The sequence below is a fragment of the Pseudonocardia wallangbongensis genome (genome assembly GCF_054486945.1).
Genome location: NZ_JBRERS010000001.1, coordinates 279,148 through 304,105 on the forward strand (window position 1 = coordinate 279,148; position 24,958 = coordinate 304,105).

Consider the following 24,958-nt stretch of genomic DNA (forward strand, 5'->3'; position numbering starts at 1 on the left):
ATGGCAAGCCAGCAGCCCGGCGTCCTCTCCGGGTACCGCGTCCTCGACTGCTCGATCGCGATGGCGGGCCCGTTCGCCGCGCAACGGCTGGGTGACCTCGGCGCCGACGTCGTCAAGGTCGAGCCGGTCACCGGCGAGTGGCAGCGCCACGCCGCGGCCGGCGGCGCGGGCGGCAACCGGATCAACGTCTCGTTCCTGTCGCTCAACCGCAACAAGCGCTCCCTGGCCGTGGACCTGAAGACCGACGCCGGGCGCGAGCTGCTGCGCACGCTCGTCGCATCGGCCGACGTCTTCCTGCAGAACTACCGGCCCGGCGTGGCGGCCCGGCTCGGCGTCGACTACGAGAGCCTGCGGGCCGTCAACCCGGCGCTGGTCTACGTGTCGATCTCCGGGTACGGCGAGGACGGCCCGTACGCGGGGCGGCCGGGCCAGGACCTGCTGCTGCAGGCGATGTCCGGCGCGATGCTCTCCAGCGGGCGCGCCGGGGAGGCGCCGCGGGCCGCGGGGCAGTACGTGGTCGACGCGGTCACCGCCTCCACCGCGTTCGAAGGCGTGCTCGCCGCGCTGCTGCACCGGGAGCGCACCGGGGAGGGCCAGCTCGTCACGGTCAACATGCTCGACGCGATCACCACGCTGCAGATGCAGGAGCTGTCGGTGCACACCGTCGGCGGGTTGCCGCAGGAGCGGTCCGCGGAGCCGCACGCCCACGTCTACATCCGCGCGCCCTACGGCGCGTTCAAGACCGCGGACGGCTACATTGTGCTCGCGTTCCCCCCGCTCAAGACGCTCGGCGAGGTGCTCGGCGAGGACTCGTTCCTCGACATGGTCGACGAGGAGCACGGCTGGAGCCACCGCGACGAGATCTTCGCCGCGACCGCGCGGCACCTGGAGGCGAAGCCGTCGCAGCACTGGCTCGACGCGTTCGCCGCCGCGGGCATCTGGGCCGGCCCGGTCTACGGCTACGCCGACCTGCTCCAGGACCCGCAGATCCGGCACAACGGCACGTTCGTCACCTACGACCACCCCACCGAGGGCCGTGTCACCACGCCCGGCTTCCCCTACCGGTTCTCCGCCACCCCGCCGCGGATCGACCGCGGCGCCCCGCTCGCCGGGGAGCACACCCGGGAGGTGCTCGGCGAGCTCGGCCTGGACGGCGCGCAGATCGACCGGCTGCTGGCGGACGGCGTCGTGGTGGAAACGTCGTGACCTTTGCCGGCCTGACGTGGGACCACCCCCGCGGCTACGCGGCGCTGCGGGCCGCGGCCGGGGACCTCGTCGCGTGGGACACGCAGCCCCTGGAAGGGTTCGAGTCCCACCCGGTCGACGACCTGTGCGCACGTTACGACCTCGTCGTGCTCGACCACCCGCACCTCGGCGACGCCCTCGCCACCGGCTGCCTCACCCCGCTCGACGACCTGTTCGGCGCCGACGAGCTCGCGGCGTGGGCCGCCGCGAGCATCGGGCCCACGATGCGCTCGTACGCCCACGACGCGCGGCAGTGGGCGCTCCCGCTCGACGCGGCCACTCAGGTGTGCGCAGCGCGCACCGACCTCGTCGGCGAGCCACCCACCACGTGGGACGGGGTCGAGCGGCTCTCCCGCACCGCCCCGGTGGCCCTGTCGCTCGCCGGCCCGCACGCGTTCCTGTCGTTCGCCTCGATCGCGGTCGCGCTCGGCGAGGAGCCGGCCGCCGACCCCGACCGCCTGCTGTCCACGGCCACCGGCCTGGCCGTGCTCGACCTCATGGCCGCGATCGACGCCCGTGCCCCGGCGCGGACGCGCGCGCTCAACCCGATCGGGCTCCTCGAGCTGATGTCGGGCACCGACGACCTCGCGCTCTGCCCCCTCGTCTACGGGTACGTCAACTACTCCGGGCGCGTGACGTTCGGCGACGCCCCGGCCGTCGCCCCCGGCGGGCGCCCGGGCTCCACGCTGGGCGGCACCGGCATCGCCGTCAGCAGCCGGTGCACCCCCAGCGCCGCGCTGCTCGACCACATCCGCTGGTTGATGAGCGCCGAGGCCCAGACCCGGTTCCTGCCCGACCACGCCGGGCAGCCGAGCGCCCGAGCCGCGTGGACGGGCCCGGGGGCGGCCGAGTTCTACCGCCGCACGGCCCGCACCTGCGAGACGGCGTGGGTGCGCCCCCGCCACGCCGGCTACATCGCGTTCCAGTCGGCGGCGGCGGCCGTCGTCCGCGACGCGCTCGCCGGGATCCTCGACCACCGCCGCGGCCTCGACCGCCTCCAGGAGCTCTACCGCACGAAGGAGAGAACCACATGACCGACGAGGTGCAGCTCGACGTCGCCGACCACGTCGCGACGCTCACACTCGACCGGCCCGCGAAGCTGAACGCCGTGACGCCGGAGATGTCCACGGCGATCGCCGAGGCCATCACCTGGTGCGACTCGTCCGAGGAGGTGCGGTCGGTGGTGGTGACGGGCACCGGGCGGGCCTTCTGCGCGGGCTCGGACATCCGCGAGCTCGACCGTTACGCCACCCCATGGGACTTCCGCAACCGCCCCGACTACTGCGACGCCATCCGTGCGGCCCGCACCCCGACGATCGCGGCCGTGAACGGCTACGCGCTCGGCGGCGGCCTGGAGACCGCCCTGTCCTGCGACATCCGCATCGCGGCGGCCACCGCCACGTTCGCCGCACCCGAGATCAAGCTCGGCTGGATCGGCGGCGGGGGGATGACGAGCCTGCTCTCCCGCGCGATCGGCCCGAGCAACACCGCACTCATGATCATGACGGGTGACCCGGTCGACGCCGACCAGGCGCTGCGCTGGCACCTCGTCAGCGAGGTCACCGCGCCGGAGGACCTCGTGGGACGGGCGCAGGCGATCGCGGCGACAATCGCGTCCCGGGCCCCGATCGCGGCCGAGACGGCCAAGGTCAACCTGCGGGCGGCGTACGGCATGCCCGAGGACAAGGCGCTCGAGTACGAGCGCGACCTGCAGACGATCTGCTTCGCCACCGAGGACGCCGCCGAGGGAAGGCGGGCGTTCGCCGAGAAACGCCCGCCCGTCTTCCGCAGGCGCTGAGCAGGGCTGGATACGGTTCCACCGTGGAATCGACCCGTCGACGCAGGCGCTCCGCGACCCGCTCGGTGACCCTCTCCGACGTCGCGCTGGCCGCGGGCGTCTCACCCCAGACCGTCTCCCGGGCGCTGCGCGACCCGGAAGCGGTCGCCGAGGAGACCTACGAACGCGTCGAGAAGGCCGTCGCGGCCACCGGCTACGTGCCGAACCTGGCGGCGAGCAACCTGGCGTCCAACCGCAGCCGGGCCGTGGCGGCGATCATCCCGCTGATCAACGCCTCGGTCTTCGCCGAGACCGTGCACGCGTTCGCGGGCGTCCTCGGCCCGGACGGCTACCAGATCTTCGTCGGGAGCACCGACTACCACCCCGACCAGGAGGAGGCGCTCGTCCGCAGCTTCCTCGGCAGGCGCCCGGACGGGCTGCTGGTGGTCGGCACCGAGCACACGGAGGGCACCCGCACCCTCCTCGCCGCCGCGGGCGTGCCCGTCGTCGAGACGTGGGGGTGGACGACCGACCCGGTGGACGTGCTGGTCGGGTTCTCCAACGCCGACGCCACCGGCGAGCTCGTGCGCCACCTCGTCGAGCGGGGCCGCAGGCGACCCGTCTTCGCGGGTGCGCTGCAGCCCGGCGACTTCCGCGCGGCCGAGCGCCGCGACGGGTTCGTCGCCGCCGTGCGGGAGCTGCTCGGCACCGAGCCGCGCATCGTCGCCCCGCACGACCGGCCCGTCAGCATGGACACCGGTGTGGAGCTGCTCGACCAGGTCCTCACCCGACACCCGGACGCCGACGCCGTGGTCTTCGCCAGCGACGTGTTCGCCTCGGGCGCGCTGCTCGCCTGCACCCGGCGCGGCATCCCGGTGCCCGACCGGCTCGCCATCACCGGGTTCGGCGACTACGACATCGCCGCCCACCTCGTGCCGTCCCTGACGACGGTGGCCGTGCCGACGAAGGAGATCGGCGCCCTCGCCGGGACGCTGCTCCTGGACCGCATGCAGCGCCGGCCCGTCACCGAGCGCGTCCGCGACGTCGGGTTCCGGATCGTCCCCCGCGAGAGCTCCTGACGAACCTGTGGCACCATGATGACCAGATTCGTTCATCTGGTCATCAACCTCAGGAGGGCCCGGTGTCACCACGGGGCGTCCCGGTCGACCCCGCCGAGCGGGCCGGCCGCATCCTCGACGCCGCCGCACGGCTGCTGCTGCGCTACGGCCACGACCGCACGACCATCACCGACATCGCCCGCGAGGCGGGCATCGCCAAGGGCAGCGTCTACGCGCACTGGCGCAGCCGCGACCGGCTCTTCCTCGCCCTGCTGCGCCGCGAGCAGGCCGGCCTCCTGACCGAGGTCCGCGACCGGCTCCGGGACGCGGGGCGCCCCGCCGACCTGGAGCTGCTCCTCACCGAGAGCGTGCGCGCCTACCAGCGCAGCCCGCTCGTCACCGCCGTGCTGACCCGCGACATGGAGGTCCTGGGCAGCCTCACGCGGGCGGCCGCCGAGGAGGGCACGCCGAGCGGCGGCATCACCGAGCTCGTCGCGACGCTGCGCACGACCGGCCTCGTGCGCACCGACCGCACCCTCGCCGAGCAGGTCACCGTGCTGAGCGCGATGTTCCTCGGCTACTTCCTGACCGCCCCGCTCATGCCGGAGCAGTTCCGCGTGCCGGACGACGCGGTGCCCGGCCTGGTGGGCGACGCGACGTGGCGCGCGCTGCGGCGCCCCGAACCGCTCACACCGGACGAGGTGGCCGGGATGGACCGGGCGGTGCACGACCACGTCGCCCGCGCACTGGCGATCGCCGAGGAGCGGCTGCACGCCGCTCCGAGCGGGGAGGAGACCCCATGACCACGTACGTACTGGCACTCGACGCGGACGCGGCGGACCTGGCCACCGTGGGCGGCAAGGGCGCCTCGCTCGCGACGCTGCAACGCGCCGGGCTGCCGGTGCCACCCGGCTTCCACGTGACGACGGCCGCCTACCGGCGGTTCGTCGCCGACCACGGCCTGCAGAACCGGATCGTCGCCGCGGCCGGAACCACCGAGAGCGACGCGATCGCCGCCCTGTTCGCGGCACACGCGGTGCCCGACGAGCTCGCCGGCTCGATCAAGGAGGCCTACGCCGCGCTCGGCGAACCCGCGGTGGCCGTCCGCTCGTCGGCGACCGCCGAGGACCTGCCGGGCGCCTCCTTCGCGGGGCAGCAGGACACCTTCCTCGACGTCCGGGGGGCCGACGCCGTCATCGATGCGGTACGCCGCTGCTGGGCGTCGCTGTGGACGGCGCGGGCGATCGAGTACCGCAGGCGCGAGGGCATCAACCCCGACGACGTCGCGATCTCCGTGGTCGTGCAGGAGCTGGTCGACGCCGACGCGGCCGGGGTGCTGTTCACCGCCGACCCGGTGACCGGCGCGACCGACCGGATGGTCGTCAACGCGACCTGGGGGCTCGGGGAGTCCCTCGTCGGCGGGCAGGTCACCCCGGACGAGCTGGTGCTCGACGCGGCCACCGGCGCCGTGCGGGAGCGGCGCACCGGTGACAAGGCGGTCATGACCGTGCGCACCCCCGACGGTCCAGTCGAGCGGCCGGTGCCGGCCGAGCGGCGCCGCACGCCCGTCCTCGACGACGCCCGCGCCGCCGAGCTCACCGGCCTGGGCCGGCGCATCGCGGCCCACTACGGCCGCCCCATGGACATCGAGTGGGCCCTGGCCGCCGGGCGGTTCGCCATCGTCCAGGCGCGGCCGATCACGGGGATCCGCGACCCGTGGAACGACAGCCGCGGCGGCGACTACCTGTGGACCAACACCAACCTCGGCGAGGCCATCCCGGACGTCATGACGCCCGCGACCTGGTCGCTGGTGCGGCTGTTCATGTCCCGGGCGATGCCGACGATGACGCTGCCCGACTTCCGCGGCTACGGGAACATCGGCGGCCGGTTCTACCTGAACCTGAGCCTGTCGGCCGCCATCTCGCGGCTCGTCGGCATCTCGGAGTCGCGCTTCCGGTCGCTCACCGAGAACACGTTCGGTCGGCTGCCCGCCGGCGTCGCGATCCCGCCGGTGCCGCTGTCGCGCATGCAGGTGCTGCGCCAGCTCGTACCCACTGCTGCGCGGTTCGTGGCGAGCGTGCCCGGCACCCTCCGGCGGCTGCCCGCCTTCGTGGCGGACAACCCGCGGCGCTGCGCCGCGCTCACCGCGCAGATCGCCGCGACCACCGACCCGGGAGCGCACGCCCGGCTCTGGGACGACGAGGTGGCGCCCCTCGTCGCCACGGCGTCGGACATGCTGGGCGCCGCCGGGCGCAGCGACCCGGTCGCCCTGCTCACCGCGCAGAAGCGCCTGCGGAAGCTCGTCGGCGACGCCGACGCCGCGGCGCTCACGTCCGGGATCACCGTCGACGGCGAGATGCTCGCCAGCCTCGGCCCGGTGGTGGGGCTGGCGCTCCTCGAACGCGGGGACATCGACGAGACCACCTACGCCGAGCGCTACGGCCACCGCGGGCCGCACGAGTTCGAGGTGTCCCTCCCCCGGCCCGCCGAGCAGCCCGGCTGGGTCGACCAGCAGCTCGGCGCGATGCGCGAGGCCGACGCCGACCCCCTGGAGCTCCTGGAGAAGCAGGAGGCGGCGCACCACGCCGCGTGGGAACGGCTCGTCGCGACGCACCCGCGGCAGGTCGAGGCCACCCGGAAGCGGCTGCAGCGCTGGGCGCGCGCGGCGAGCAAGCGCGAGCAGGCGCGCACCGAGGTGATCCGGGCGTTCGCGGTGGCCCGGGCCCACCTGCTGCGGGCCGCCGAGCTCACCGGCCTCGGCGACGAGGTGTTCATGCTGGACGTCGACGAGGTCGCCGCCGTCCTGCGCGGCGCCCCGGTTCCCGCCACGTCCGAGCGGCGCGCCGCCTACGAGCGCTACGCCGCGCTCCCGCCGTACCCGTCGCTGATCCGCGGTGCGTTCGACCCGTTCGCGTGGGCCGCCGACCCGAACCGCCGCTCCGACGTGTACGACGCGACGGCGGCACCGCCGCCCGCCGGTGGCGACGTGACCGGGTTCCCGGGCGCCGCAGGGGTCGTCGAGGGCGTCGTACGGGTGCTGCGCTCGGCCGAGGAAGGGTCGCAGCTGCGGCCCGGCGAGATCCTCGTGACCACCGTGACCAACATCGGGTGGACGCCGCTCTTCCCGCGCGCCGCCGCGGTCGTCACCGACGTCGGCGCCCCGCTCTCGCACGCGGCGATCGTGGCCCGCGAGCTGGGCATCCCGGCCGTCGTCGGGACCGGCAACGCCACGAGCGCCCTGCGCACCGGCGACCGCGTGCGGGTCGACGGGAGCCGCGGCACGGTGGAGGTGCTCACCCCGGTCACCTGAGCCGGTCCGACGGGAGGAACTCGGCGATCATCAGAGTCAGCTCCTCCGCGCTGGTGATCAGCACCAGGTGTCCGTCGGGACAGGAGCGCAGGCGGGAGTGGGGCAACGGCGGCAGATCAGGGCCGCGCCGGAGACCGCCCGCAGACCCACACGGCGATCACGATCCGCTTCGGGGCCGCTAGGCCGTCCGGGTGATGAGCCCGGGTTCCTGGCTGCGCGTGCTGGTCACTGCGGTGCTGGTGGCCGGGCTGCCCTCGCTGCTGCCCATCGACCTGCCCGGCGGGTTCCTGCTCGCGTTCTGACCCGGGTCGACGGCCCGGGCGGCGGCGAGCAGGACCGCGCCCAGCTGCACCGCCACCGGCCTGCGGATCTCGATCGCCGGTCCGCGGGTGTCGGCCACGGCCTCCCCCACCCACCGGTCGAACGTCCCCGCGAGCACGTGCCGCTGCGTGCGGACGGTCGGCGTCGCGTTGCCCACGGCGATCTCGGCGTCGAGCATGCGCAGGAAGGTGCCGAGCAGGCGGAGCCGGAGCAGGTGCAGCTCGTGCCGGTGGTCGAACTCCTCCGCGACCGTGGCGGGCCGGTCCGGGCCGGACGCGGCTTCACGGCGCTCGACGACCGTGCGGAAGGTCCGCAGGGTGGCGCGCACCGACCGCTCGAACGGCGATCGCGCGGTCAGGTCGCCCGCGACGGCCGCGAGCGCGGCGTCCAGGGTGTCGAGCGCCTCCAGCCGGTCCGCCGCACCGCTCGCCACCAGCTGCTGGTGGCCGGTGCCGGTCTCGCTCCGGTCGGCCACCCGGGCGTCGGCCCACAGGGGCACCTCCGGCACGAGGTGCAGCGCGCCGAACCGGGCGGCGTAGTCGGCGCTGCCGGCGCCGGCCCCGAACATCGCGCCGACCTGCGCACCGTCGTGCATGGCGTAGACGGCCGGCGCGATCAGCCGCGATCCCGGCAGCTCGGGTTCGCCGTGGTGCAGCGGCAGGCCCTCACGCCCGGCCAGCTCGGCGAGCTGGCCGGCCAGCTCCACGTCGTCGCGGTTGAGGTAGAAGAAGACCCCCTGGTGCTCCCCGTTGTGCAGGGAGCACACCAGCGACGGCTCCACCTCGTCCATCAGCCGCATCAGCGCCGCGGTCTCGGGCAGCGTCCGGTCGAAGCGGTACTCCTCGCCGGCCAGCGGGAACGTCCACTCGACCTGTTCGACCGGGTCGGGCCGGTAGAAGTGCTCCGCGTAGGCGCGGCGGTCACCCGGCCTGCCGAACCAGCCCTCGTTGAGCCGGGTGCCGTCCGGGTCGGCACACGGGACGAGGTGCCAGCGGTACCCCAGCTCCGCGCGCAGCGCGGCGTCCCGGCACAGGAGCGCGGCCAGGACGCACACGGTGAGACCGCCGACCGGTTCGTTCGGATGCGGCCCACCGATGACGACGGCGTCGGCGGGCCCCTCGCCGACGGTCAGCACACGCAGCGGTTCCCCCGACCGGGCCGTCCCGATCCGCCGCACGCTCACCAGATCGGGATGGGCGGCGACCAGGGCGTCCGGCTCGGCGTGGAGGGCGTCCACGGACGGGAACCTCACGAGGTCGGGTACCTGGCGCATGTACTCCGCGAGCTGCATGCCACAGAAGTGTGCTGAAGAACCCCGGCAGTAGCGAGGTGCAGCCAGGTGGTGACGGACGGTCGATCAGCGGCCGTACACCGACACGTGCCGCAGGCTGCGCCCGTCGAACGGCTCAGCGGACCACCCGCCCCAGCGGGCCCGCAGGCGCAACCCGGCGAGGCGCGCCATGAGGTCGAGCTCGCTGGGCCAGATGTAGCGCAGCGCGAGCGGGTCGAGCCGGACACCCTCGCCGCTCAACCCGACGTGGCACTTGTCGACGCGCTGGGTGACGCGGTCGAACCGCCCCACCTCGACGGTGACACCGTCCGGCCCGATGTGCTCGGCATCGACGTACTGGTCCACACCGTCGCGGTCCCGGCGCAGCCCGTACATGGGATCGGGGACGACGTTCTCCACGACGAACACACCGTCGTCGGTGAGGTGGCGCGCGGCGCCCGCGACGCACTCGACCTGCTCGTCCTGCGTCACCAGGTTCATCAACGAGTTGAACACGACGTACACGAGCCGGTACCGGTCCGGCAGCTGCACCGCGGCCATGTCGCCGCAGGTCACCGCGAGCGCGTCCCCTCCCGGCCGCGCCCGCAACCGGTCGATCATCGCCTGCGACAGCTCGACACCGTCGACGCGCAGGCCGGTGGCGGCGAGCGGGAGCGCGATCCGGCCGGTGCCGATCGCGAGCTCCAGCGCCGGGCCGTCGCCCGCCAGCTCGGCGAGCCGGGCCACCGCCGCGGCCTCGTCGCCCCGGGGCGTGTCGTCGTAGGTGGCTGCGACCGCCGGGCCGAAGCTCGTGCGCGGGTCGAAGGACATCGCGTCGAAGGGCACGGCGCCATTCGAGCGCGCCGGCCCGGCGGAGGCCACCGGATTTCGGCTCGCGGCTGCCCGTCGTCGCTCCGCGCGCCCCGTGCCACGATGGGACGATGGCCGGACCGACGGTTCACGCAGGCTACGTCCCGGAGACGCGCGACCGGACCCGATCGCCCGAGATCCTGAGGCTGGCCGGCGCGCCGCTGCCCCTCACGATCCCCGCCCGGATCTACGTCTGCGGCATCACCCCCTACGACGTGACGCACCTCGGGCACGCGTCGGCCTTCGTGTGGACCGACGTCGTGCAGCGGGTCATCCGCATGACGGGGGTCGACACCGTCCTCACGCGCAACGTCACCGACGTCGACGACGTCCTGACCCGTGCGGCGGCCGAACGGAACCGCCCGTACGAGGAGTTCGGCCTGCTCCAGGAGTACTGGTTCGACCAGGACATGGCCGCCCTCCACGTCCGGCCCCCGACGAACGCGCCGCATGCCCGCCACCACGTCGAGCACGTGGTCCGGCTGGCATCGGCGCTGCTGGCCACCGGCGCCGCGTACGAGCGCGACGGGCACGTGTTCTTCCACGGGTCCCACCTGCCGGCCGCCGCCGGGCTGACGGCGGAGGACGCGTGGGCGCTGTCGGCGGAGTACGGCGACCGCCCGGACGACCCGCTGCGGGACGACCCGTTCGACGTGCCCGTCTGGCAGCCCTCCGGCCCGGGCGACCCGGCATGGCCCAGCCCGTGGGGGCCGGGACGTCCGGGGTGGCACGCCGAGTGCGCGGCCATGGCGCTCGCCACGCTCGGCGGCGCCGTGGACGTCCTCGCGGGCGGCGCCGACCTCGCGTTCCCGCACCACGCGTACCAGGTCGCGATGGCCCAGGCCGCGGTCGGCGGCGCGCCGTTCGCCCGGCGGCAGGTCCGCGTGGGCACCGTGTGCCGAGACGGGGCCAAGATGGCCAAGTCCACCGGCAACCTCGTGCTGGTGGGCGATCTCCTGCGCGATGCGCCGGGCGCCGCAGTGCGCCTCATGCTGCTGGACCGGCCCTGGAGCCGTACGTGGGACTACCGGCCGGGTGCGCTCCGGGACGCGGCCCGGCTGCTGGAGGAGCTGTACGTGGCCGGCGGCACGCCGGGCGCCACCGACGCGGCCGTGGCGGCGGTGCGGGCCGCGCTCCTCGACGATCTCGACGTGTCCACCGCCGTCCGGATCGCCGTCGACGCGGGCGGTGACGCCGCCCGTCAGCTCATCCGCGCGCTCGCACTCCACTGACGGGATCGTTGGATCCGAACCAGTCGGAAGTGTATCCTCGCCGTCGTCGCGCGAAGGGCCTTGCCGTGGAATCCGACCCGCCCCACCGGGAGCAGAACGCTCTCGTCGACGACACCGCCGCCGCCATCCGCGAGCGGATCATGTCGGGTGAGCTCCCGATCGGCGCCCAGCTGCGGCAGACCGACCTGGCCGCCCTGCTCGGCGTCAGCCGCACCCCGATCCGCGAGGCGCTGCGCCAGCTCCAGGCGAGCGGGCTGATCGAGGTGCTGCCCCGGCGAGGTGCGGTGGTGCGGGTGCCGGCGCCGTGGGAGGTGCGCGAGGCCTACGAGGTGCGGGCCGAGCTGGAGGGCCTCGCGTGCGTGCGGGCGGTCGGGGAGATCTCGTCCGATCAGCTCGACGAGCTCCGCCGCACGGGCGACGTGCTCCAGGAGAACCCGCCCGCGAACGGTGCACGGGTCTCCCCGACCACCGCCGCCAACGACCGGTTCCACGCGCTCATCCACGAGATCTCCGGGAACGAGCGGCTCGCCCGCACGATCCGCGACATCAACGACGCGTTCCCGCGCAACGTCTCCGCGCTGGTGCTGGAGGACAACCCGCGCCTGCGCGCCAACAACATCACCCAGCACGAGCGGATCGCCGAGGCGCTCGCGGCGAACGACGCCGAGGCCGCCCGCCGCGAGATGCGCGACCACGTGATCGCCGCGGGCGAGGCGCTGGCCCGCTGGTACGAGCGCCGCTCGCACACGGTCTTCCGGGGATAGCGTCACAGCAGGCCGAAGTACTCCCCCTGCTCCCAGTCGGAGACGTGGGCGAGGTAGCGCTCGAACTCGGCCCGCTTGATCCCGCCGTACCAGGAGACGACCGTGCTCCCCCAGGCCCGGTCGAACACCGGGTCGGCCGCGAGGGCGTCCAGGGCCTCGCCGAGCGAACGCGGCAGGGCGGGCGCCGGGGCGGAGTAGGGCGCGTCCAGGGCCTCTCCGGGATCGGTGGCGGACGACAGGCCGTCGCACCCCGCGACCACCTGGGCCGCGATGTAGAGGTACGGGTTCGCGGCGGGCTCACCCGCCCGGTTCTCCAACCGCGCTCCCCCGCCGTCGCGGGCCGGGCAGACGCGGATCATGGCGCCGCGGTTGTCGACGCCCCAGCCCACCCGATCCGGTGCGAGGGAGTGGGGCAGGTAGCGCTTGTAGCCGTTCACGGTGGGCGTGCAGAAGACCGCGCCCGCGCCCGCGTGGGCGAGGAGGCCACCGAGCCAGTGCCGGCCGGTCGCGGACAGGATCTCGTCGGGGCCCGCCGGGTCCAGCGCCGCGCGGCCGGTGCTGTCGCGCAACGACTGGTGCAGGTGCCAGCCGGTGCTCGCGGACGTGCTGCCGGCCGGCCGGCACATGAACGTGGCCTGCAGCCCCGCGCGCCGGCACAGCTGCCGGATCGCGGCGCGGGCCAGCACGACGTCGTCGGCGGCCCGGCGGGCGTCGCGGGCCGCCAGGGTGAGCTCGAACTGGCTCGGCCCGAACTCCAGCTCGAGCGAGCGGACCGGGAGGTCGAGGTCGGTGAGCCCGCGGTGCAGGCTGCGGACGAGCTCGTCGTGGCGGTCGAGGCCCTCCTCGTGCAGGAGCTGCCCGCCCCCGCTGAGCGGGACGGGGACGCCGTCGGGTCCTGGTTCACCGAAGACGTGGAACTCCAGCTCCACACCGACGGTCAGCTCGAACCCCCTGGCGGCGAGCCGGCCGAGCTCGTCGCGCAGCAGGCCGCGGGTGCAGAACGGCACCGGCCGCCCGTCCGGGAAGTGCACGTCGCAGAGCAGCCACCCGGTGTCGCGCGACCACGGGAGGACGCGGAAGGTCGTCGGGTCCGGCACCAGGACGGCATCCCCGATCCCGGCGAACCCGGCGACCCCGAGGCCCGGGTCGGCCGTGAAGACGGGCGCGACGGTGCGGCCCGCGGTGTCCTTGAGCAGCAGCGACGACGGCACCGTGATGCCCGATCGGAGCGCGTCCGGCAGCGCCTCCCGGGTGATCGTCTTGCCGTGCACCACCCCGTGCTGGTCGGCGAACCCGATCCGGACCCGCTCGATGCCCAGCTCGTCCACCACCCGGCGCAGCTGCGCGGCCGCGGCGTGCTCGGCGTCGCCCCACAGCTCGTGCCGGGCCACGAAGCCCGCCCGGTCGGCGGCGAGCATCGGACGGACGGCGCTCCCGCCACCCGCCTCGGCCACCGGCCGCTCGTCCACGCTACGCACCCGCCACCCGTTCCCCGGACCGGGCCCACGGGGAGCGCGCACGCCGTTCCCGCTCCCGGTCCCGCCACGCATCCTCCCAGCCCTCGGCGGGCGCGAGGGTGTCGACGGCCGCGGGGCCGGTGAGCGCCCCCGCCGCCTCCTCGTCGACCGGGTGGCCGGGCGTCGGGCGCCCCGCCTCGAACGCGTCGACCGCGCGGAGGAGTTGGCGCCGGTACGCCGTGATCGCGCGGTCGGAGACGCCGAGCCGCTCCACCGAGCGGTCCTGGATCGGGCCCATGCTCTCGACGGCCCACTGGTCGTGGACGTTGATGTCCAGCCCCATGCCCGTGAAGGTCAGGTCGCGCTGCTCGGCGGCGTCGAATCCCCAGTCGTTGGCGCGCCCCCGCAGCGGCCGGTAGTCCGGCAGCGAGACCTCGGACAGGCGCTGGGCGAGCAGCGTCTCCCTGTCGGTCTCGTCGGCGAAGTCGTAGAAGATCATGTACCAGTAGTGGCTCTCGTCGTCGATCGGCACGTGCCACTGGCAGAAGACCCGGTCGTTGCCGAACGGCACGACGAACGCGTTCGGGAACACCAGGTTCGTCACGCGGACGTGCTTGAGCCGCTCGGTGAGCGCCCGGACCGCGTAGACCCGCAGGCCGTGCGCCACCTCCTCCACCTCGATGTCCGGCCGGTAGTTCTCGGCGACCAGCTCCGAGAGCTTCTTGTCGGTGCCCTCGACGACCTCGCTGAACTGCTGCCCGTACACCTCGCGCGGGTCCTCCCCCACGAACCGGTGCAGGAAGGAGACGTGGCTCGGGTCGATCCCGCCCTCGACGCCCTGCAGCCAGTTGCACTCCCACAGCCCCTTGAACGCGAACGTGTACGCGTCGGGCGCGGTGAAGCAGTCGTAGCCGGGGAACGGCGGCGGCTCGCCCTCACCGAGGTAGGCGAACACGATCCCGTTGCGCTCCTCGCACGGGTAGCTCGGGATCCGCACCCGGGACGCGAACGTGGAGTGCTCGGGCTCGGCGGGCTGTTCCAGGCAGCGACCGTCGGCGCCGTAGAGCCATCCGTGGTACAGGCAGCGCAGGCCGCCGCCCTCCAGCCGCCCGAAGGACAGGTCCACGCCGCGGTGCGCGCAGAACCGGCCCACCAGCCCCCATCCGCCCTCGCGCCGGAACAGCACCAGGTCCTCGCCGAGCAGCCGCACCGCCTTCACCGGGCGGTCCGCCGGCATCTCGGACACGAGCGCCGCCGGCTGCCAGTAGGCGCGCATCAGCCGACCCTGCGGGGTGCCCGGCCCGGTGCGCGTGACGCGTTCGTTGTCCGCCTGCTTCAACATGAACGACCTCGCGCATCCTAGAGAGCCTAAAGCGGATCCAGAATATGGCCGAGCGGGTCCACGCGCCAGGGGCCCGTCGTGGTCGGCATCGGGAGACGGGTCTCCCCGGTGCTCGACGCGCTGCCGTCCGCCGCCGTCGGGCGCGACGAATAGCCGAGCCCGGATGCGCGGTCCGCCGATCCGGACGCCCGCGCGTCGGTGCAGGATCGGACGATGCGCGCATCCCGCCCCACGGCGAGGTTCGACGACCTGACGGTCGGCTCCGCCCTGCGGTTCGCCGAGGCCGGGCAGGTGCTGGCGGCGTGGGAGCCGGCCGAGGTGGCGGGCGTGCTCGACGAGGTGGAGCGGCGCACCGCAGCGGGGATGTGGGCGTTCGGTTTCGTCGCCTACGAGGCCGCTCCCGGGCTGGATCCGGCCCTGCCGGCGCGGGATCCTGTGGCCGGGCTGCCGCTGGCGTGGTTCGCACTCGCCGTGGAGCCGGAGCGGGCCGCCGCGCTGCGGCCCGGCCCCGGCGGGTGGCCGGCCGGCTCCTGGACCCCGGAGTGGGACGAGCGCCACCACCGCGCGGCCGTGCGGGACGTCCGCTCCCGGATCGCCGCCGGGGAGACCTACCAGTGCAACCTCACCACCCGGCTGACCCGCGGGCTGGACGGCGACCCGGAGGAGCTCTACCGGGACCTGGCGCTGGCCCAGCGGGGGGCCTACAACGCCTACCTCGACACCGGCCGGTTCGTCGTCGCCGGCGCGAGCCCGGAACTGTTCTTCCAGCTGTCCGGCGACCGGATCCTCATGCGCCCGATGAAGGGCACCGCCGCCCGCGGCCGCACCGTGGCCGAGGACGAGCGGGCCGTCACCCGGCTGCGTTCCAGCGCCAAGGAGCAGGCCGAGAACATCATGATCGTCGACCTCGTTCGCAACGACCTCGCGCGCGTCGCCACCACGGGCAGCGTCACGGTGCCACGCCTGCTGCGCGCCGAACGCTTCGCGACCGTGCATCAGCTGACCTCGGACGTCACCGCCCGCCTGCGTCCGGACGTCGGCCTGACCGGGATCTTCCGCGCCCTGTTCCCCTGCGGGTCGGTCACCGGCGCCCCGAAGGCCCGGACGATGGAGCTGATCCGCGACCTCGAGGACGGGCCGCGCGGGGTGTACTGCGGCTCCGTCGGCGTCGTCGCCCCGCCGGGGGCGGCGCCGTACCGGGCCCGCTTCTCCGTGGCGATCCGCACCGTGCTGATCGACCGCGAGCGCGGCATCGCGACCTACGGCACCGGCGGGGGGATCACCTGGAGCTCCCGCCCGGCCGCCGAGTACGCCGAGCTGCTCACCAAGGCCCGCGTGCTCGACACCCACCCGCGGGAGTTCCACCTCATCGAGACCATGAGGCAGGAGACCGGGCGGCTGCGCTCGCTCGACGCCCACCTCGCCCGGGTGGCGGCGTCGGCCTCGTACTTCGGGTTCCGCTTCGACCCGGCCGCGGTGCTGGCCGCCCTCGACGCGCGCCTCGCCGGCGTCCGGGACGCCCGGGTCCGGCTGCGCTGCTGTCGCGACGGCACCGTGGGCGTCGACGCCGAGGAGCTCCCCACAGCCGCGACGGGCCCGGTCCGCCTGGTGATCGACCCGGAACCGGTCGACTCCACCGCGTGCTGGCCGCACCACAAGACCAGCCTGCGCGAGCCGTACTCGTCGCGGCTGGCCCGGCACCCGGCCGCCGACGACGTGCTGCTGGTGAACGAGCGCGGCGAGGTCACCGAGTCGTGCACGGCCAACCTCGCCGTCCGGCTCGACGGGGGGTGGTGGACGCCCCCGCTGGGGAGCGGCTGCCTGCCCGGTGTCGAGCGCGCCCGGCTCGTCGCCACCGGCGCGCTCCGCGAGCGCACCCTCCGGCCGGACGACCTGGTCGACGCCGAGGAGCTCGCGCTCGTCAACTCGCTGCGTGGCCGGCGGGCCGCGGTGCTGATTGGTTCGACATCCCGTAGAATGTCCAGATGGTCCGGTTCACCACCGCACTCGGCATCGCACTCGTCGTCCTCGGCGTCGGCGCATACGCGCTGACGTCCGCGGTGAGCGTCACGGCGCTCATCCCCGCGTTCGTCGGAATCCCGCTGCTCGCCTGCGCCACCCTCGCCCGCTCCGCGACGCGGCGGCGCATCGCACTCGCCGTCGCCCTGGCCATCGCGCTCCTCGGCGCGCTGGGATCGTCGATGAACGCGCTCCGCATCGGCGAGGCGATCGCCGGCACGGCGCAGCGGCCGGCGGCGGTCTGGGTCAGCGCGGTCATGTTCGTGCTGCTGGTCGCCTACCTCGTCGTGGGCGTGCGCGACCTGCTGAGGTCACGAACGGCGTCCGCCCGCTGAGGATCGCCCCGCCTTCAGCTCTTCGGCCGTGAACAGGGCGCGCATCCTCAGCCCGTGCGTCGCGAGGCACTCCGCCCCGCCCTCACCCCGGTCGACGACGCAGAGCGCGTCGTCGACCACGGCACCGCACTCACGCAGGTCGGCGGCCGACGAGACGACCTGCCCGCCCGAGCTGATGACATCCTCGACGACGAGCACGCGGCGGCCCGCGACATCGGCGCCCTCGACCAGCCGTCTCGTGCCGTAGGGCTTCGCGGCCTTCCGCACGAACACGACCGGCAGCCCCGACTCCTGCGACAGCGCCGTCGCGACCGGCACCCCGCCCAGCTCCAAGCCCGCGAGCACCGTTCCGCACTCGGACCCTCCGCACAAGCCGGAGCTGATCGATCGTTACAGCTACGGCTGGTGCAACGGTCCGGCCGGGGATGCGCAGGTGTTCCGCCTCCTCGGCGCACTCACCCGCGAACCGGTGTGGACCCAGTTGCAGGACCGCTGCTGGTACACCGTCACATCCTCCGGCCTGCCACGGCGCTTGTGGCCCGGATTCTGGGACAACAACGGCCGCTGTTGCGGGACCGCCGGGGTGCTGGCCCTCGCGTGCGACCGGCTCGTCGAGGGACACGATGGACCTGCCTTCTCCGACGTTCTCCTCGTCGACCTCTCTGCACGCGCCACCGTCGACGCACGCGGCGCCCGGTGGTCCAACCACGAGCACCGGGCCACGCCCACCGCCCTCGCGCCGCGAACGGGCTGGGCGATGGGCAACGCAGGCATCGTGCGCGAACTGCTGCGCCTCGCCCGGATCAAGTCAGGGCGGGATCCCTCGTACGCCGTCCCGTGGCCCGATCACCACAGCGCCGCAGATGGAGTCGTGGCTCGCTCACCCGACACTTCCCGGAGATCGATCCCGCGGTTCGAGAGCTCGTCCCCAGCGGCGGTCGAACGGCTCCCGGGCAGCTGATCGGTCACCCGGGTTCATCGGCCCCGGCTGCAGCATGGTCCACATTGCGGAGCCGGCCCACATCGACTACTATCGAACGTATGTTCGATAGTGTCTGCGATGAGGAGGCCGACGACCTCGTCGACCCCCGACTCGAGGACGCGTTCGACTGGGCGAGCATCGAACGCGAGCTCCGCCGTGACGAGGAAGAGCGCACCTGGGGCAACAGCGCCCCGTCCGGGCTGTTCGCCCTGGAGATCGACACCGACACCTGCGACGAGGCCGGGCTGTCGGATGCGCAGCTGATCGACGCGATCACCGGGTTCGAGCGGGTCGTGGGGTGGGCCGAAGCTCGCCAGGCCCGGCTGCTGGCCGAGTTCGCCCACCGCCGCCCCGGCGACGACCCCACCCTCGTCGCCACCGACAAACCCTGCAGCATCGGCAGGTTCGCCCCCGACGAGGTCGGGCTCGCCCTGAAACAGGCCCGGCTGACCGCCAAGGCCCGGCTCGGCCGGTCCGTGCAACTGCAGCAGGTGCTCCCCGAAACCCTGCAGTTGTGGCAGCAGGGCCGCCTCGACGAACGCCGCGTGGTCGCGATCTGCGAGGCCACCCACTACCTGAGCGTGGAGAAGGCCCGGGCAGTGCAGCGGCGTGTGCTGGACCGGGCCCCCGATCAGACCCTCGGCCAACTGAAGGCCGCCCTGAAACGGGCCGTCATCGCCGCCGATCCCGAAGGAGCCGCGCAGCGGCACAAGGTGGCGCGGCGGGACCGGCGGGTGTCGATCAGTGGGGAACAGGACGGGATGGCTTCGCTGTGGGCGCTGATGTCCGCCCCGGACGCGCAGGCCAGCTTCCAATGGCTGACCCGCCTCGCCCGGGGCTGCGGCACAGATGACCCGCGGGGGATGGACGCCCGCCGGGCCGACCTCGCCGCCGCCCTGCTGTCCGGCCGACTCACCCACGCGGCCCCCGACCGCGACGCGGCTCCTGACAGCAACGGCGACACCAGCGCCGACGCGGACACGGACACGGACACGAGCGCCGCCGCCGGCGCGGACACCAGCGCCGATGCGGACGGCGACCGGGGCGTCGGCGGTGTGGCGCCGCGCCCGGTGAACCCCGGCAAACCCCTCGTGCAGGTCCTGATGCCGTTCACCACCCTGCTCGGCGCCGACGACCAGTCCTGCGAACTGGTCGGGTACGGCCCGATCCCGGCCGGTCTGGCCCGTGAGATCGCCACCGACGCCACCCTGCGGCGCCTGGTCTACGACCCACTCTCGGGCACCGTGCTCGACCACGGCCGCACCACCTACCGGCCCCCAGCCGGCCTCGCCGACTTCGTGCGCGCCCGCGACGTCTACTGCCGCGGCCCGATCTGCCGCCGCCGCGCCCTCGACGGGCACCTGGACCACATCCAGCCCTACCCGCACGGCCCCACCAACGACACCAACCTGCACGGCTGCTGCGGGCACGAACACCGCATGAAACACGCACCCGGCTGGGCCGTGCGCGCCCTGCCCGACGGCCGCATCCAATGGATCACCCCCACCGGGCACCACTACCACAGCGACCCCCACGACTACCGACCCGACGACGACCTGCCACCCGACAAGACCACCGCCCGGAAAGGCCTGCCCAAAGACCTGGCCGCACGGCTGGAACGAATCGAAACCGACCGGCGCACCGCCGCGATCTGGAACGGCGAGGCCATCCCGCCCGACGACGCCGAACCGCCGCCCTTCTGACGCCTCGAGCGAGATGGGGAGCCATCTCCGACACCTGCGGGCGGGTCAGCGACTTGACCCCGAACTGGTCGTTCAGGCGCCGCGATAGCGACCGGCCCCGCATCCAGCCAGCTCTCTACTGCATCCCGACCGAATCCATGGGCAGGGATTTCCGCATGGTGATCGAGGTCGGGTGGTCGAAACCCGGATGCGCCTCGCGCGAGGTCTCCACATAGCCCAACGCGGCGAACAACCGCTGGTTCTCGGTGAGCACGATGCGGACGCCCAGCCGAACACCGGTCAGCCCGCGCTGGGCAGCCTCCTCCTCGACGGCCCGGACCAGGCGGCGGGCGATGCCGCGGCCGCGCGCCGACGGAACCACCGCCAGCCGGCCGAGGTACAGATCGCCCTCCACCGGTTTGATCATGACGCAGCCCAGCGGCTCGCCGTCCTGCTCGGCGAGGATGGCGCCGGCCCCGGCCGCGAGGTCGCGCGAGATCGTGTCGGCGGTCTCCCGGAAGGCGCCGGACTCGGGCTCGAGCCGGTCGCGGTACTGCGCGAACGCGACGGAGATCGTGGCCGCCAGCGGCGCGGCGTCACCGGCCGCTGCCGCCCGTACCACGACGGAGTCGCCCATGAGGCCTTCCGGATCGGTCGGGTCGACGGCGTGCGTCGACAGGGCTCGGCGATACCTTCCCATCGTGACCGACACGCCGGCGGATCCCGATCTCGGCTACATCGCCGGCCTCACCCGGGTGCGGGCAGCGGCAGGCGCGCTGATCCGGGACGGGCAGGGACGCGTGCTCGTGGTGCGCCCCACCTACAAGGACGGGTGGGAGCTGCCGGGCGGGTCACTGGAACCCGACGAGTCGCCCCTGACGGCGTGCAAGCGCGAGCTGAGGGAGGAGATCGGGTTCGTGCCGCCGCTCGGCGGGCTGCTCTGCGTGGACTGGGTGTCGCCGCGCCCGCCGTGGGACGGCGGGCTGATGTTCCTGTTCGACGGCGGGGTGCTCGCGGCCGCGCAGATCGCCGGCATCCGGCTGCCGACCGACGAGCTGGAGAGGTTCGAGTTCGTGTCGCCGAGCCTCCTGGAGTCGGTGCTGATCCCCCGGCTGGCCCGCCGGGTGCTGGCGTGCCTGACCGAGAATCGGCGTGGCGGCGCGTACCTCGAGGACGGGGTCCCGAGCTAGTCGAAGAGCGCTGCCGCGCGCCGGGCGCTGCCGAGCGCCCGAGCCCCGGTGCTGACCAGCGCCAGGACCACGATCCCGGCGCCGAGGGCCAGCAGCATCCACCAGACGCCGGCCGCCGCGCCGGTGAACGCGGCGCCGCCGCCCGCCACGCTCGATCCCATGATCGTGCCGGCGATCGCGACACCGAGGGTCGTGCCGGTCTGCCGCCCGACGGAGGCCGTCGCGGCGGCGACCCCGGCCATCGAGCGGGGCATCCCGGAGACCGCCGTGTTCGTGATCGGCGGGTTGACGGCGCCCAGGAAGAGGCCGAACAGCAGGTAGGTCGCGAGCACGGCCGGGAGCGGCGTCGCCGGACCGATCCACATCGACGCCACACCGCCCAGCGCGAGCGCGGTACCGGCGACCAGGAGCGGCAACCGGGGACCGCGCGCCCCGACGAGCCGGCCGGCGACCGGCGAGAGCGCGAGGATCACGACTCCGACCGGCAGCAGCGACAGGCCGGCCGCGAGCGCGGACATGCCCCGGACGTCCTGCAGGTACTGGGGCGTCACGAACAGGAACGCGCCGAACCCGCACAGGGCGAAGAGCGCCATGAGGATCGCCGCGCTGAACGGCACGCTGCGGAACAGGCGCAGGTCCAGCAGCGGGTCGGCGCGGCGGGGCTCGTGGACCAGGATGCCGAGCACCGCCAGCACGGCGACGGCGAGCAGGCCCAGGACGAGCGGCGAGGTCCAGCCCGACGCGTGGGACTCGATGATCGCGTAGACGACGCCGACGAGCGCGAGGACCACCAGCACCTGCCCGACCGGGTCGAACCGGCGCGCCCGTGGGGCCCGGGACTCGGGGACGAAGAGCCGGGTGCACACGATCGCGGCGGCCACGATCGGCACGTTGATCCAGAAGACGGATCTCCACCCGAGCCCGTCGACCAGGGCGCCGCCGAGGATCGGGCCCAGCGCGAGCGCCAGGCCCGACATCGAGCCGAACACGCCGATCGCCCGCGCACGCTCGGCCGGGTCGGGGAAGGTGGTCGCGACGATCGCCATCGCCACCGGGTTGAGCATCGTGCCGCCGACGGCCTGCAGCGCCCGCGCCGCGATCAGCCATCCGATGCTCGGCGCCAGCCCGCACAGCAGCGACCCGAGCCCGAAGACGGCGAGGCCGACCCGGAAGATCCGCTTGCGGCCGAACCGGTCGGCGGTGGAGCCGGCCAGCAGGAGGAACCCGGCCAGCACCAGGGTGTAGGCGTCGATCGTCCACTGCAGGCCGGACACCGAGGCGTCGAGGTCCCGGCGGATCGCGGGCAGCGCGGTGTTGACGATGGAGATGTCCATCACCACCACGACGATGCTGGCGCAACAGATCGCCAGCACGAGGAGCCGGCGCCGGCGGTCGAGCTCGCCGGCCACGGCATCCGGCAACGTCGGAGCGTTCATGCCGACGACGCTAGAATTGAGAGCGTGCTCGAAGTCAAGCAACCGGTCCCGGAAGCGGGCGTGACCATCGCCGAGGCGGCCCGCCGCACCGGGGTCAGCGTGCACACCCTGCGCTACTACGAGCGCGCCGGCCTGGTCGTCACCACCGTCGACCGCACCGCGAGCGGCCGGCGCCGCTACCGCGAGCTGGACCTGGCCTGGATCAAGGTCTGCACCAAGCTGCGGGCCACCGGCATGCCGATCCGCGGCATCCGGCGCTACGCCCAGCTCGTCTCGGCCGGGTCCGGCAACGAGCAGGACCGGCTCGCCCTGCTGGAGGACCACCGGGCCGAGGTGCTCGCCCGGATCGCCGAGCTGCACGAGAACCTCGAGCTCATCGACCGCAAGATCGACGTGTACCGGGGCCGGCTCGCCGCGGGCGAGGCCGACCGGCTCTGGGCGCCGACGGCCTAGCCGACCGCCAGCCGCACGGGCAGGGACGCCCAGGCGCGCAACGTGTTGTTGTGGTGGCGCCGGGTCGGTCCGGCGAGCTCGATCGTGGCCACGCGCCGGGCGAGCGCCGTGAGCAGCGCCTCCGCCTCGAGCCGCGCCACGTGCTGGCCGACGCACTGGTGGATGCCCATCCCGAACCCGACGTGCCCGGACGGGTCGCGCGACAGGTCGAAGGCATCCGGGTCGGCCCAGCGCCGCGGGTCGCGGTTCGCGGCCGCGAGGAACATGAGGATCTTGCGGCCCCGCGGGACGACGCCGTCATCCGCGATCGCGACGTCCGTGGTCGCCGTCCGGAAGAACGTCTGCACCGGCGACTCCCACCGCACGGCCTCGTCGAACGCCACCCGCGCGAGCCGGGGATCGGAGCGCAGGCGCGCCCACTGCGCCGGGTGGGTGGCGAACGCGTAGAGGACGGCGCCGAGGCCGTGGACGGTGGTGTCGACGCCCGCGGTGAGGAGTGAGCGGACGACCAGCGGCGCCTGCTCGTGGGTGATCTCGCCGCGGTCCGCGGCCTCCCAGATCCGGGCGCCGAACCCGTCGGGGCGCAGCTCCTCGCGGGCGCAGCGCGCGTTGACCCACGCCGACAGCTCCGCCACCCGGGGCGCGCCCTTGGCGACCAGGTCGTTGCCCGGGCCGAACGCGTTGAAGGCGTGGTCGCCGTAGGGCAGCAGGTTCTCCCGCCCGCCGGGCGGCAGGCCGACGGCGTCCGGGAACACGCGCAGCGGGAACGCCTCGGCGAGCGCCGGCACGGCATCCAGCTCGGTGTCCCCGGCGGCGAGGACCCGATCCACCAGGTCCTCGGCCGCGACGGCCCACTCTTCGCGCAGCCGGCGCAGCGCCCGCGCGCCGAGGATCCCGGAGAGCACCCGCCGGGGCGCGTCGTGGCGCGGCGGGTCGGCCTCGAGGAGCAGGCTCGGCGGGCGCCACGGCTTCTCGTGGCGGAAGTTGGACAGGCCGACCCCGGCCCCGGACTCGAAGCCCTGCCAGTTCGTCAGCGCGGCGTGCACCTGCTCGTAGCGCGCGAACGCGTAGACGTCGTACCTGGTCAGGTACACGACCGGACCCGCGTCGCGCAGCCGGGCGTGCAGCGGCAGCGGGTCCTCGAGCACGTCGTGCGCGAACGGGTCGGCGTCGGTGGCCGGCACCCCGGGCGGGGCCGGGGCGGGTGCGGTGGTCACGGGAGCCTCCTAGAGGTCGAGCACGAGCCGGTCGTCGCAGGAGCGCGACACGCAGGGGAACATGCAGTCCCCCGCCGCGCGCTCGTGGTCGGCGAGGAGCGAGTCGCGGTGGTCGGGCCGGCCGGCGAGCACGGTCGTCTCGCAGGTTCCGCAGGTCCCCTGCCGGCACGACGACAGCACGTCGACGCCCGCGGCGCGCACGGCGTCCAGCACGGAGACGCCCGGCGCCACGTCCACGGCGACACCGGCGCGGGCGAGCTCCACCGTGAACGGGCCGGACCGTGCGGGGGCGCCCCGGTCCGACGCGGCGAACCGTTCGAGGTGCAGCGTGTGGGCGGGCCAGGCGGCGCAGGCCCGCTCGGCCGCGGCGAGCAGCGGCGCCGGGCCGCAGCAGTACACCCGGACGCCCGGCCGGGGCGCGCCGAGGAAGGCAGCGAGGTCGAGCAGCCCGTGCTCGTCCTGCGGGACGGCCCGCACGCGGTCGCCGTATGCCGAGAGCTCGTCGCGGAACGCCATCGACTCCGCGGCCCGGCCGCCGTACAGGAGCCGCCAGTCGGCGCCGAGCAGGTCGGCCTGGTGGATCATCGGCAGGAGCGGCGTGATGCCGATCCCGCCCGCGACGAAGAGGTAGGACCCGGACGGGACCAGCGCGAAGTTGTTGCGGGGGCCCCCGACGCCGACGACGTCGCCCGGCACGAGCACGTCGTGCACGAAAGCGGAACCGCCGCGGCCGCCCGGTTCGCGCAGCACGCCGACCCGGTAGACGTGCGGGTCGAAGCGGTCACCGCAGAGCGAGTACTGGCGGGTCTCCCCGGACGGGAACACGAGGTCGATGTGCGCGCCGGGGGTCCAGTCCGGGAGCCGGTGCCCGTCCGGGCGGGCGAGCGTCAGCGACACCACGCCGTCGGCCTCAGGAGTCTTGGTCAGGACCCTGAGCGAGACGACGTCGTCGGTCATCCCGGCAGGATCGGCGAGCACGTGGCCGGGCCGGTACGGCG

Annotated in this window: 23 protein-coding genes; 14 read left to right on the plus strand and 9 right to left on the minus strand. The window is 74.2% G+C overall.

All coding sequences use genetic code 11. The annotated features are described in order from the left end of the window. The 6 genes from ACU436_RS01365 (at window position 1) to ACU436_RS01390 (ending at window position 7,390) form a co-directional block, all read left to right on the plus strand. Window positions 1-1,206, plus strand: coding sequence for a CaiB/BaiF CoA transferase family protein (locus ACU436_RS01365; RefSeq protein ID WP_459020767.1), 1,206 nt, complete (start codon window positions 1-3; stop codon window positions 1,204-1,206). After that, complete coding sequence (locus ACU436_RS01370) at window positions 1,203-2,279, plus strand: extracellular solute-binding protein (protein WP_459020768.1); 1,077 nt, start codon at window positions 1,203-1,205, stop codon at window positions 2,277-2,279. Before ACU436_RS01365 ends, ACU436_RS01370 begins: the two co-directional genes overlap by 4 nt. Beyond that, window positions 2,276-3,043 carry an enoyl-CoA hydratase/isomerase family protein gene (locus tag ACU436_RS01375; protein ID WP_459020769.1) on the plus strand — a complete coding sequence of 256 codons (768 nt, stop codon included), beginning with the start codon at window positions 2,276-2,278 and terminating at the stop codon, window positions 3,041-3,043. The genes ACU436_RS01370 and ACU436_RS01375 overlap by 4 nt, the downstream gene beginning before the upstream one ends. A 23-nt stretch (window positions 3,044-3,066) precedes the next feature. Beyond that, the gene (locus ACU436_RS01380) at window positions 3,067-4,101 is read left to right on the plus strand and encodes a LacI family DNA-binding transcriptional regulator (RefSeq protein WP_459020770.1); all 1,035 of its coding nucleotides are present in this window, start codon (window positions 3,067-3,069) and stop codon (window positions 4,099-4,101) included. Between the two features lie 62 nt (window positions 4,102-4,163). Beyond that, window positions 4,164-4,883 (plus strand): TetR/AcrR family transcriptional regulator, encoded by a 720-nt coding sequence (locus ACU436_RS01385; protein WP_459020771.1) that lies wholly within the window; start codon window positions 4,164-4,166, stop codon window positions 4,881-4,883. Next, window positions 4,880-7,390: a PEP/pyruvate-binding domain-containing protein gene (locus ACU436_RS01390; protein ID WP_459020772.1), complete on the plus strand. Its 2,511-nt coding sequence runs from the start codon at window positions 4,880-4,882 to the stop codon at window positions 7,388-7,390. Before ACU436_RS01385 ends, ACU436_RS01390 begins: the two co-directional genes overlap by 4 nt. A 178-nt stretch (window positions 7,391-7,568) precedes the next feature. On the opposite strand, the gene ACU436_RS01395 is transcribed toward ACU436_RS01390, so the two are convergent. Together ACU436_RS01395 and ACU436_RS01400 are read right to left on the minus strand one after the other, a co-directional pair. Further along, entirely contained in the window at window positions 7,569-9,002 is a 1,434-nt protein-coding gene (locus ACU436_RS01395) for a M14 family zinc carboxypeptidase (RefSeq protein ID WP_459020773.1), read from the minus strand. 66 nt (window positions 9,003-9,068) lie between these two features. After that, a complete protein-coding gene (locus ACU436_RS01400) occupies window positions 9,069-9,827 on the minus strand; it encodes a class I SAM-dependent DNA methyltransferase (RefSeq protein ID WP_459020774.1) in 759 nt (252 codons plus the stop codon). Between the two features lie 95 nt (window positions 9,828-9,922). Here ACU436_RS01400 and ACU436_RS01405 point away from each other — a divergent pair, with 95 nt between their 5' ends. Together ACU436_RS01405 and ACU436_RS01410 are read left to right on the plus strand one after the other, a co-directional pair. Beyond that, window positions 9,923-11,083: a cysteine--tRNA ligase gene (locus ACU436_RS01405; RefSeq protein ID WP_459020775.1), complete on the plus strand. Its 1,161-nt coding sequence runs from the start codon at window positions 9,923-9,925 to the stop codon at window positions 11,081-11,083. 65 nt (window positions 11,084-11,148) lie between these two features. After that, window positions 11,149-11,847: a GntR family transcriptional regulator gene (locus tag ACU436_RS01410; RefSeq protein WP_459020776.1), complete on the plus strand. Its 699-nt coding sequence runs from the start codon at window positions 11,149-11,151 to the stop codon at window positions 11,845-11,847. A gap of 2 nt (window positions 11,848-11,849) precedes the next feature. On the opposite strand, the gene ACU436_RS01415 is transcribed toward ACU436_RS01410, so the two are convergent. Both ACU436_RS01415 and ACU436_RS01420 read right to left on the minus strand, forming a co-directional pair. Then, window positions 11,850-13,316, minus strand: a complete 1,467-nt coding sequence (locus ACU436_RS01415; RefSeq protein ID WP_459020777.1) for a glutamine synthetase family protein — start codon at window positions 13,314-13,316, stop codon at window positions 11,850-11,852. A 1-nt stretch (window position 13,317) separates the two neighbouring features. Further along, window positions 13,318-14,646 (minus strand): Rieske 2Fe-2S domain-containing protein, encoded by a 1,329-nt coding sequence (locus tag ACU436_RS01420; RefSeq protein ID WP_459020778.1) that lies wholly within the window; start codon window positions 14,644-14,646, stop codon window positions 13,318-13,320. Window positions 14,647-14,859: 213 nt separating this feature from the next. Here ACU436_RS01420 and pabB point away from each other — a divergent pair, with 213 nt between their 5' ends. Together pabB and ACU436_RS01430 are read left to right on the plus strand one after the other, a co-directional pair. Continuing rightward, window positions 14,860-16,698, plus strand: coding sequence for an aminodeoxychorismate synthase component I (gene pabB, locus ACU436_RS01425; protein WP_459020779.1), 1,839 nt, complete (start codon window positions 14,860-14,862; stop codon window positions 16,696-16,698). Further along, window positions 16,632-17,000, plus strand: a complete 369-nt coding sequence (locus ACU436_RS01430; protein ID WP_459020780.1) for a hypothetical protein — start codon at window positions 16,632-16,634, stop codon at window positions 16,998-17,000. Before pabB ends, ACU436_RS01430 begins: the two co-directional genes overlap by 67 nt. Here the strand turns inward: ACU436_RS01430 and ACU436_RS01435 are convergent. After that, window positions 16,977-17,345 carry an orotate phosphoribosyltransferase gene (locus ACU436_RS01435; RefSeq protein WP_459020781.1) on the minus strand — a complete coding sequence of 123 codons (369 nt, stop codon included), beginning with the start codon at window positions 17,343-17,345 and terminating at the stop codon, window positions 16,977-16,979. The two genes, ACU436_RS01430 and ACU436_RS01435, sit on opposite strands and share 24 nt — an antisense overlap. Window positions 17,346-17,382: 37 nt before the next feature. Between ACU436_RS01435 and ACU436_RS01440 the strand changes: the two genes are divergently transcribed. Beyond that, window positions 17,383-17,961, plus strand: coding sequence for a lanthionine synthetase LanC family protein (locus ACU436_RS01440; RefSeq protein WP_459022584.1), 579 nt, complete (start codon window positions 17,383-17,385; stop codon window positions 17,959-17,961). A 44-nt stretch (window positions 17,962-18,005) separates the two neighbouring features. After that, window positions 18,006-19,685 carry an HNH endonuclease signature motif containing protein gene (locus tag ACU436_RS01445; RefSeq protein ID WP_459020782.1) on the plus strand — a complete coding sequence of 560 codons (1,680 nt, stop codon included), beginning with the start codon at window positions 18,006-18,008 and terminating at the stop codon, window positions 19,683-19,685. A 115-nt stretch (window positions 19,686-19,800) separates the two neighbouring features. Here ACU436_RS01445 and ACU436_RS01450 read toward each other — a convergent pair whose 3' ends face one another. Continuing rightward, entirely contained in the window at window positions 19,801-20,376 is a 576-nt protein-coding gene (locus tag ACU436_RS01450; RefSeq protein WP_459020783.1) for a GNAT family N-acetyltransferase, read from the minus strand. Between ACU436_RS01450 and ACU436_RS01455 the strand changes: the two genes are divergently transcribed. After that, a complete protein-coding gene (locus tag ACU436_RS01455; protein ID WP_459020784.1) occupies window positions 20,366-20,854 on the plus strand; it encodes an NUDIX domain-containing protein in 489 nt (162 codons plus the stop codon). The two genes, ACU436_RS01450 and ACU436_RS01455, sit on opposite strands and share 11 nt — an antisense overlap. Here ACU436_RS01455 and ACU436_RS01460 read toward each other — a convergent pair. After that, window positions 20,851-22,290, minus strand: a complete 1,440-nt coding sequence (locus tag ACU436_RS01460; protein WP_459020785.1) for an MFS transporter — start codon at window positions 22,288-22,290, stop codon at window positions 20,851-20,853. The genes ACU436_RS01455 and ACU436_RS01460 overlap by 4 nt on opposite strands. A 24-nt stretch (window positions 22,291-22,314) precedes the next feature. Between ACU436_RS01460 and ACU436_RS01465 the strand changes: the two genes are divergently transcribed. After that, window positions 22,315-22,743, plus strand: a complete 429-nt coding sequence (locus ACU436_RS01465) for a MerR family transcriptional regulator (protein ID WP_459020786.1) — start codon at window positions 22,315-22,317, stop codon at window positions 22,741-22,743. Here ACU436_RS01465 and ACU436_RS01470 read toward each other — a convergent pair. Both ACU436_RS01470 and ACU436_RS01475 read right to left on the minus strand, forming a co-directional pair. After that, a complete protein-coding gene (locus ACU436_RS01470; RefSeq protein WP_459020787.1) occupies window positions 22,740-23,960 on the minus strand; it encodes a cytochrome P450 in 1,221 nt (406 codons plus the stop codon). The two genes, ACU436_RS01465 and ACU436_RS01470, sit on opposite strands and share 4 nt — an antisense overlap. A 9-nt stretch (window positions 23,961-23,969) precedes the next feature. Further along, window positions 23,970-24,917 carry a PDR/VanB family oxidoreductase gene (locus ACU436_RS01475; protein WP_459020788.1) on the minus strand — a complete coding sequence of 316 codons (948 nt, stop codon included), beginning with the start codon at window positions 24,915-24,917 and terminating at the stop codon, window positions 23,970-23,972. Window positions 24,918-24,958: the final 41 nt, after the last annotated feature.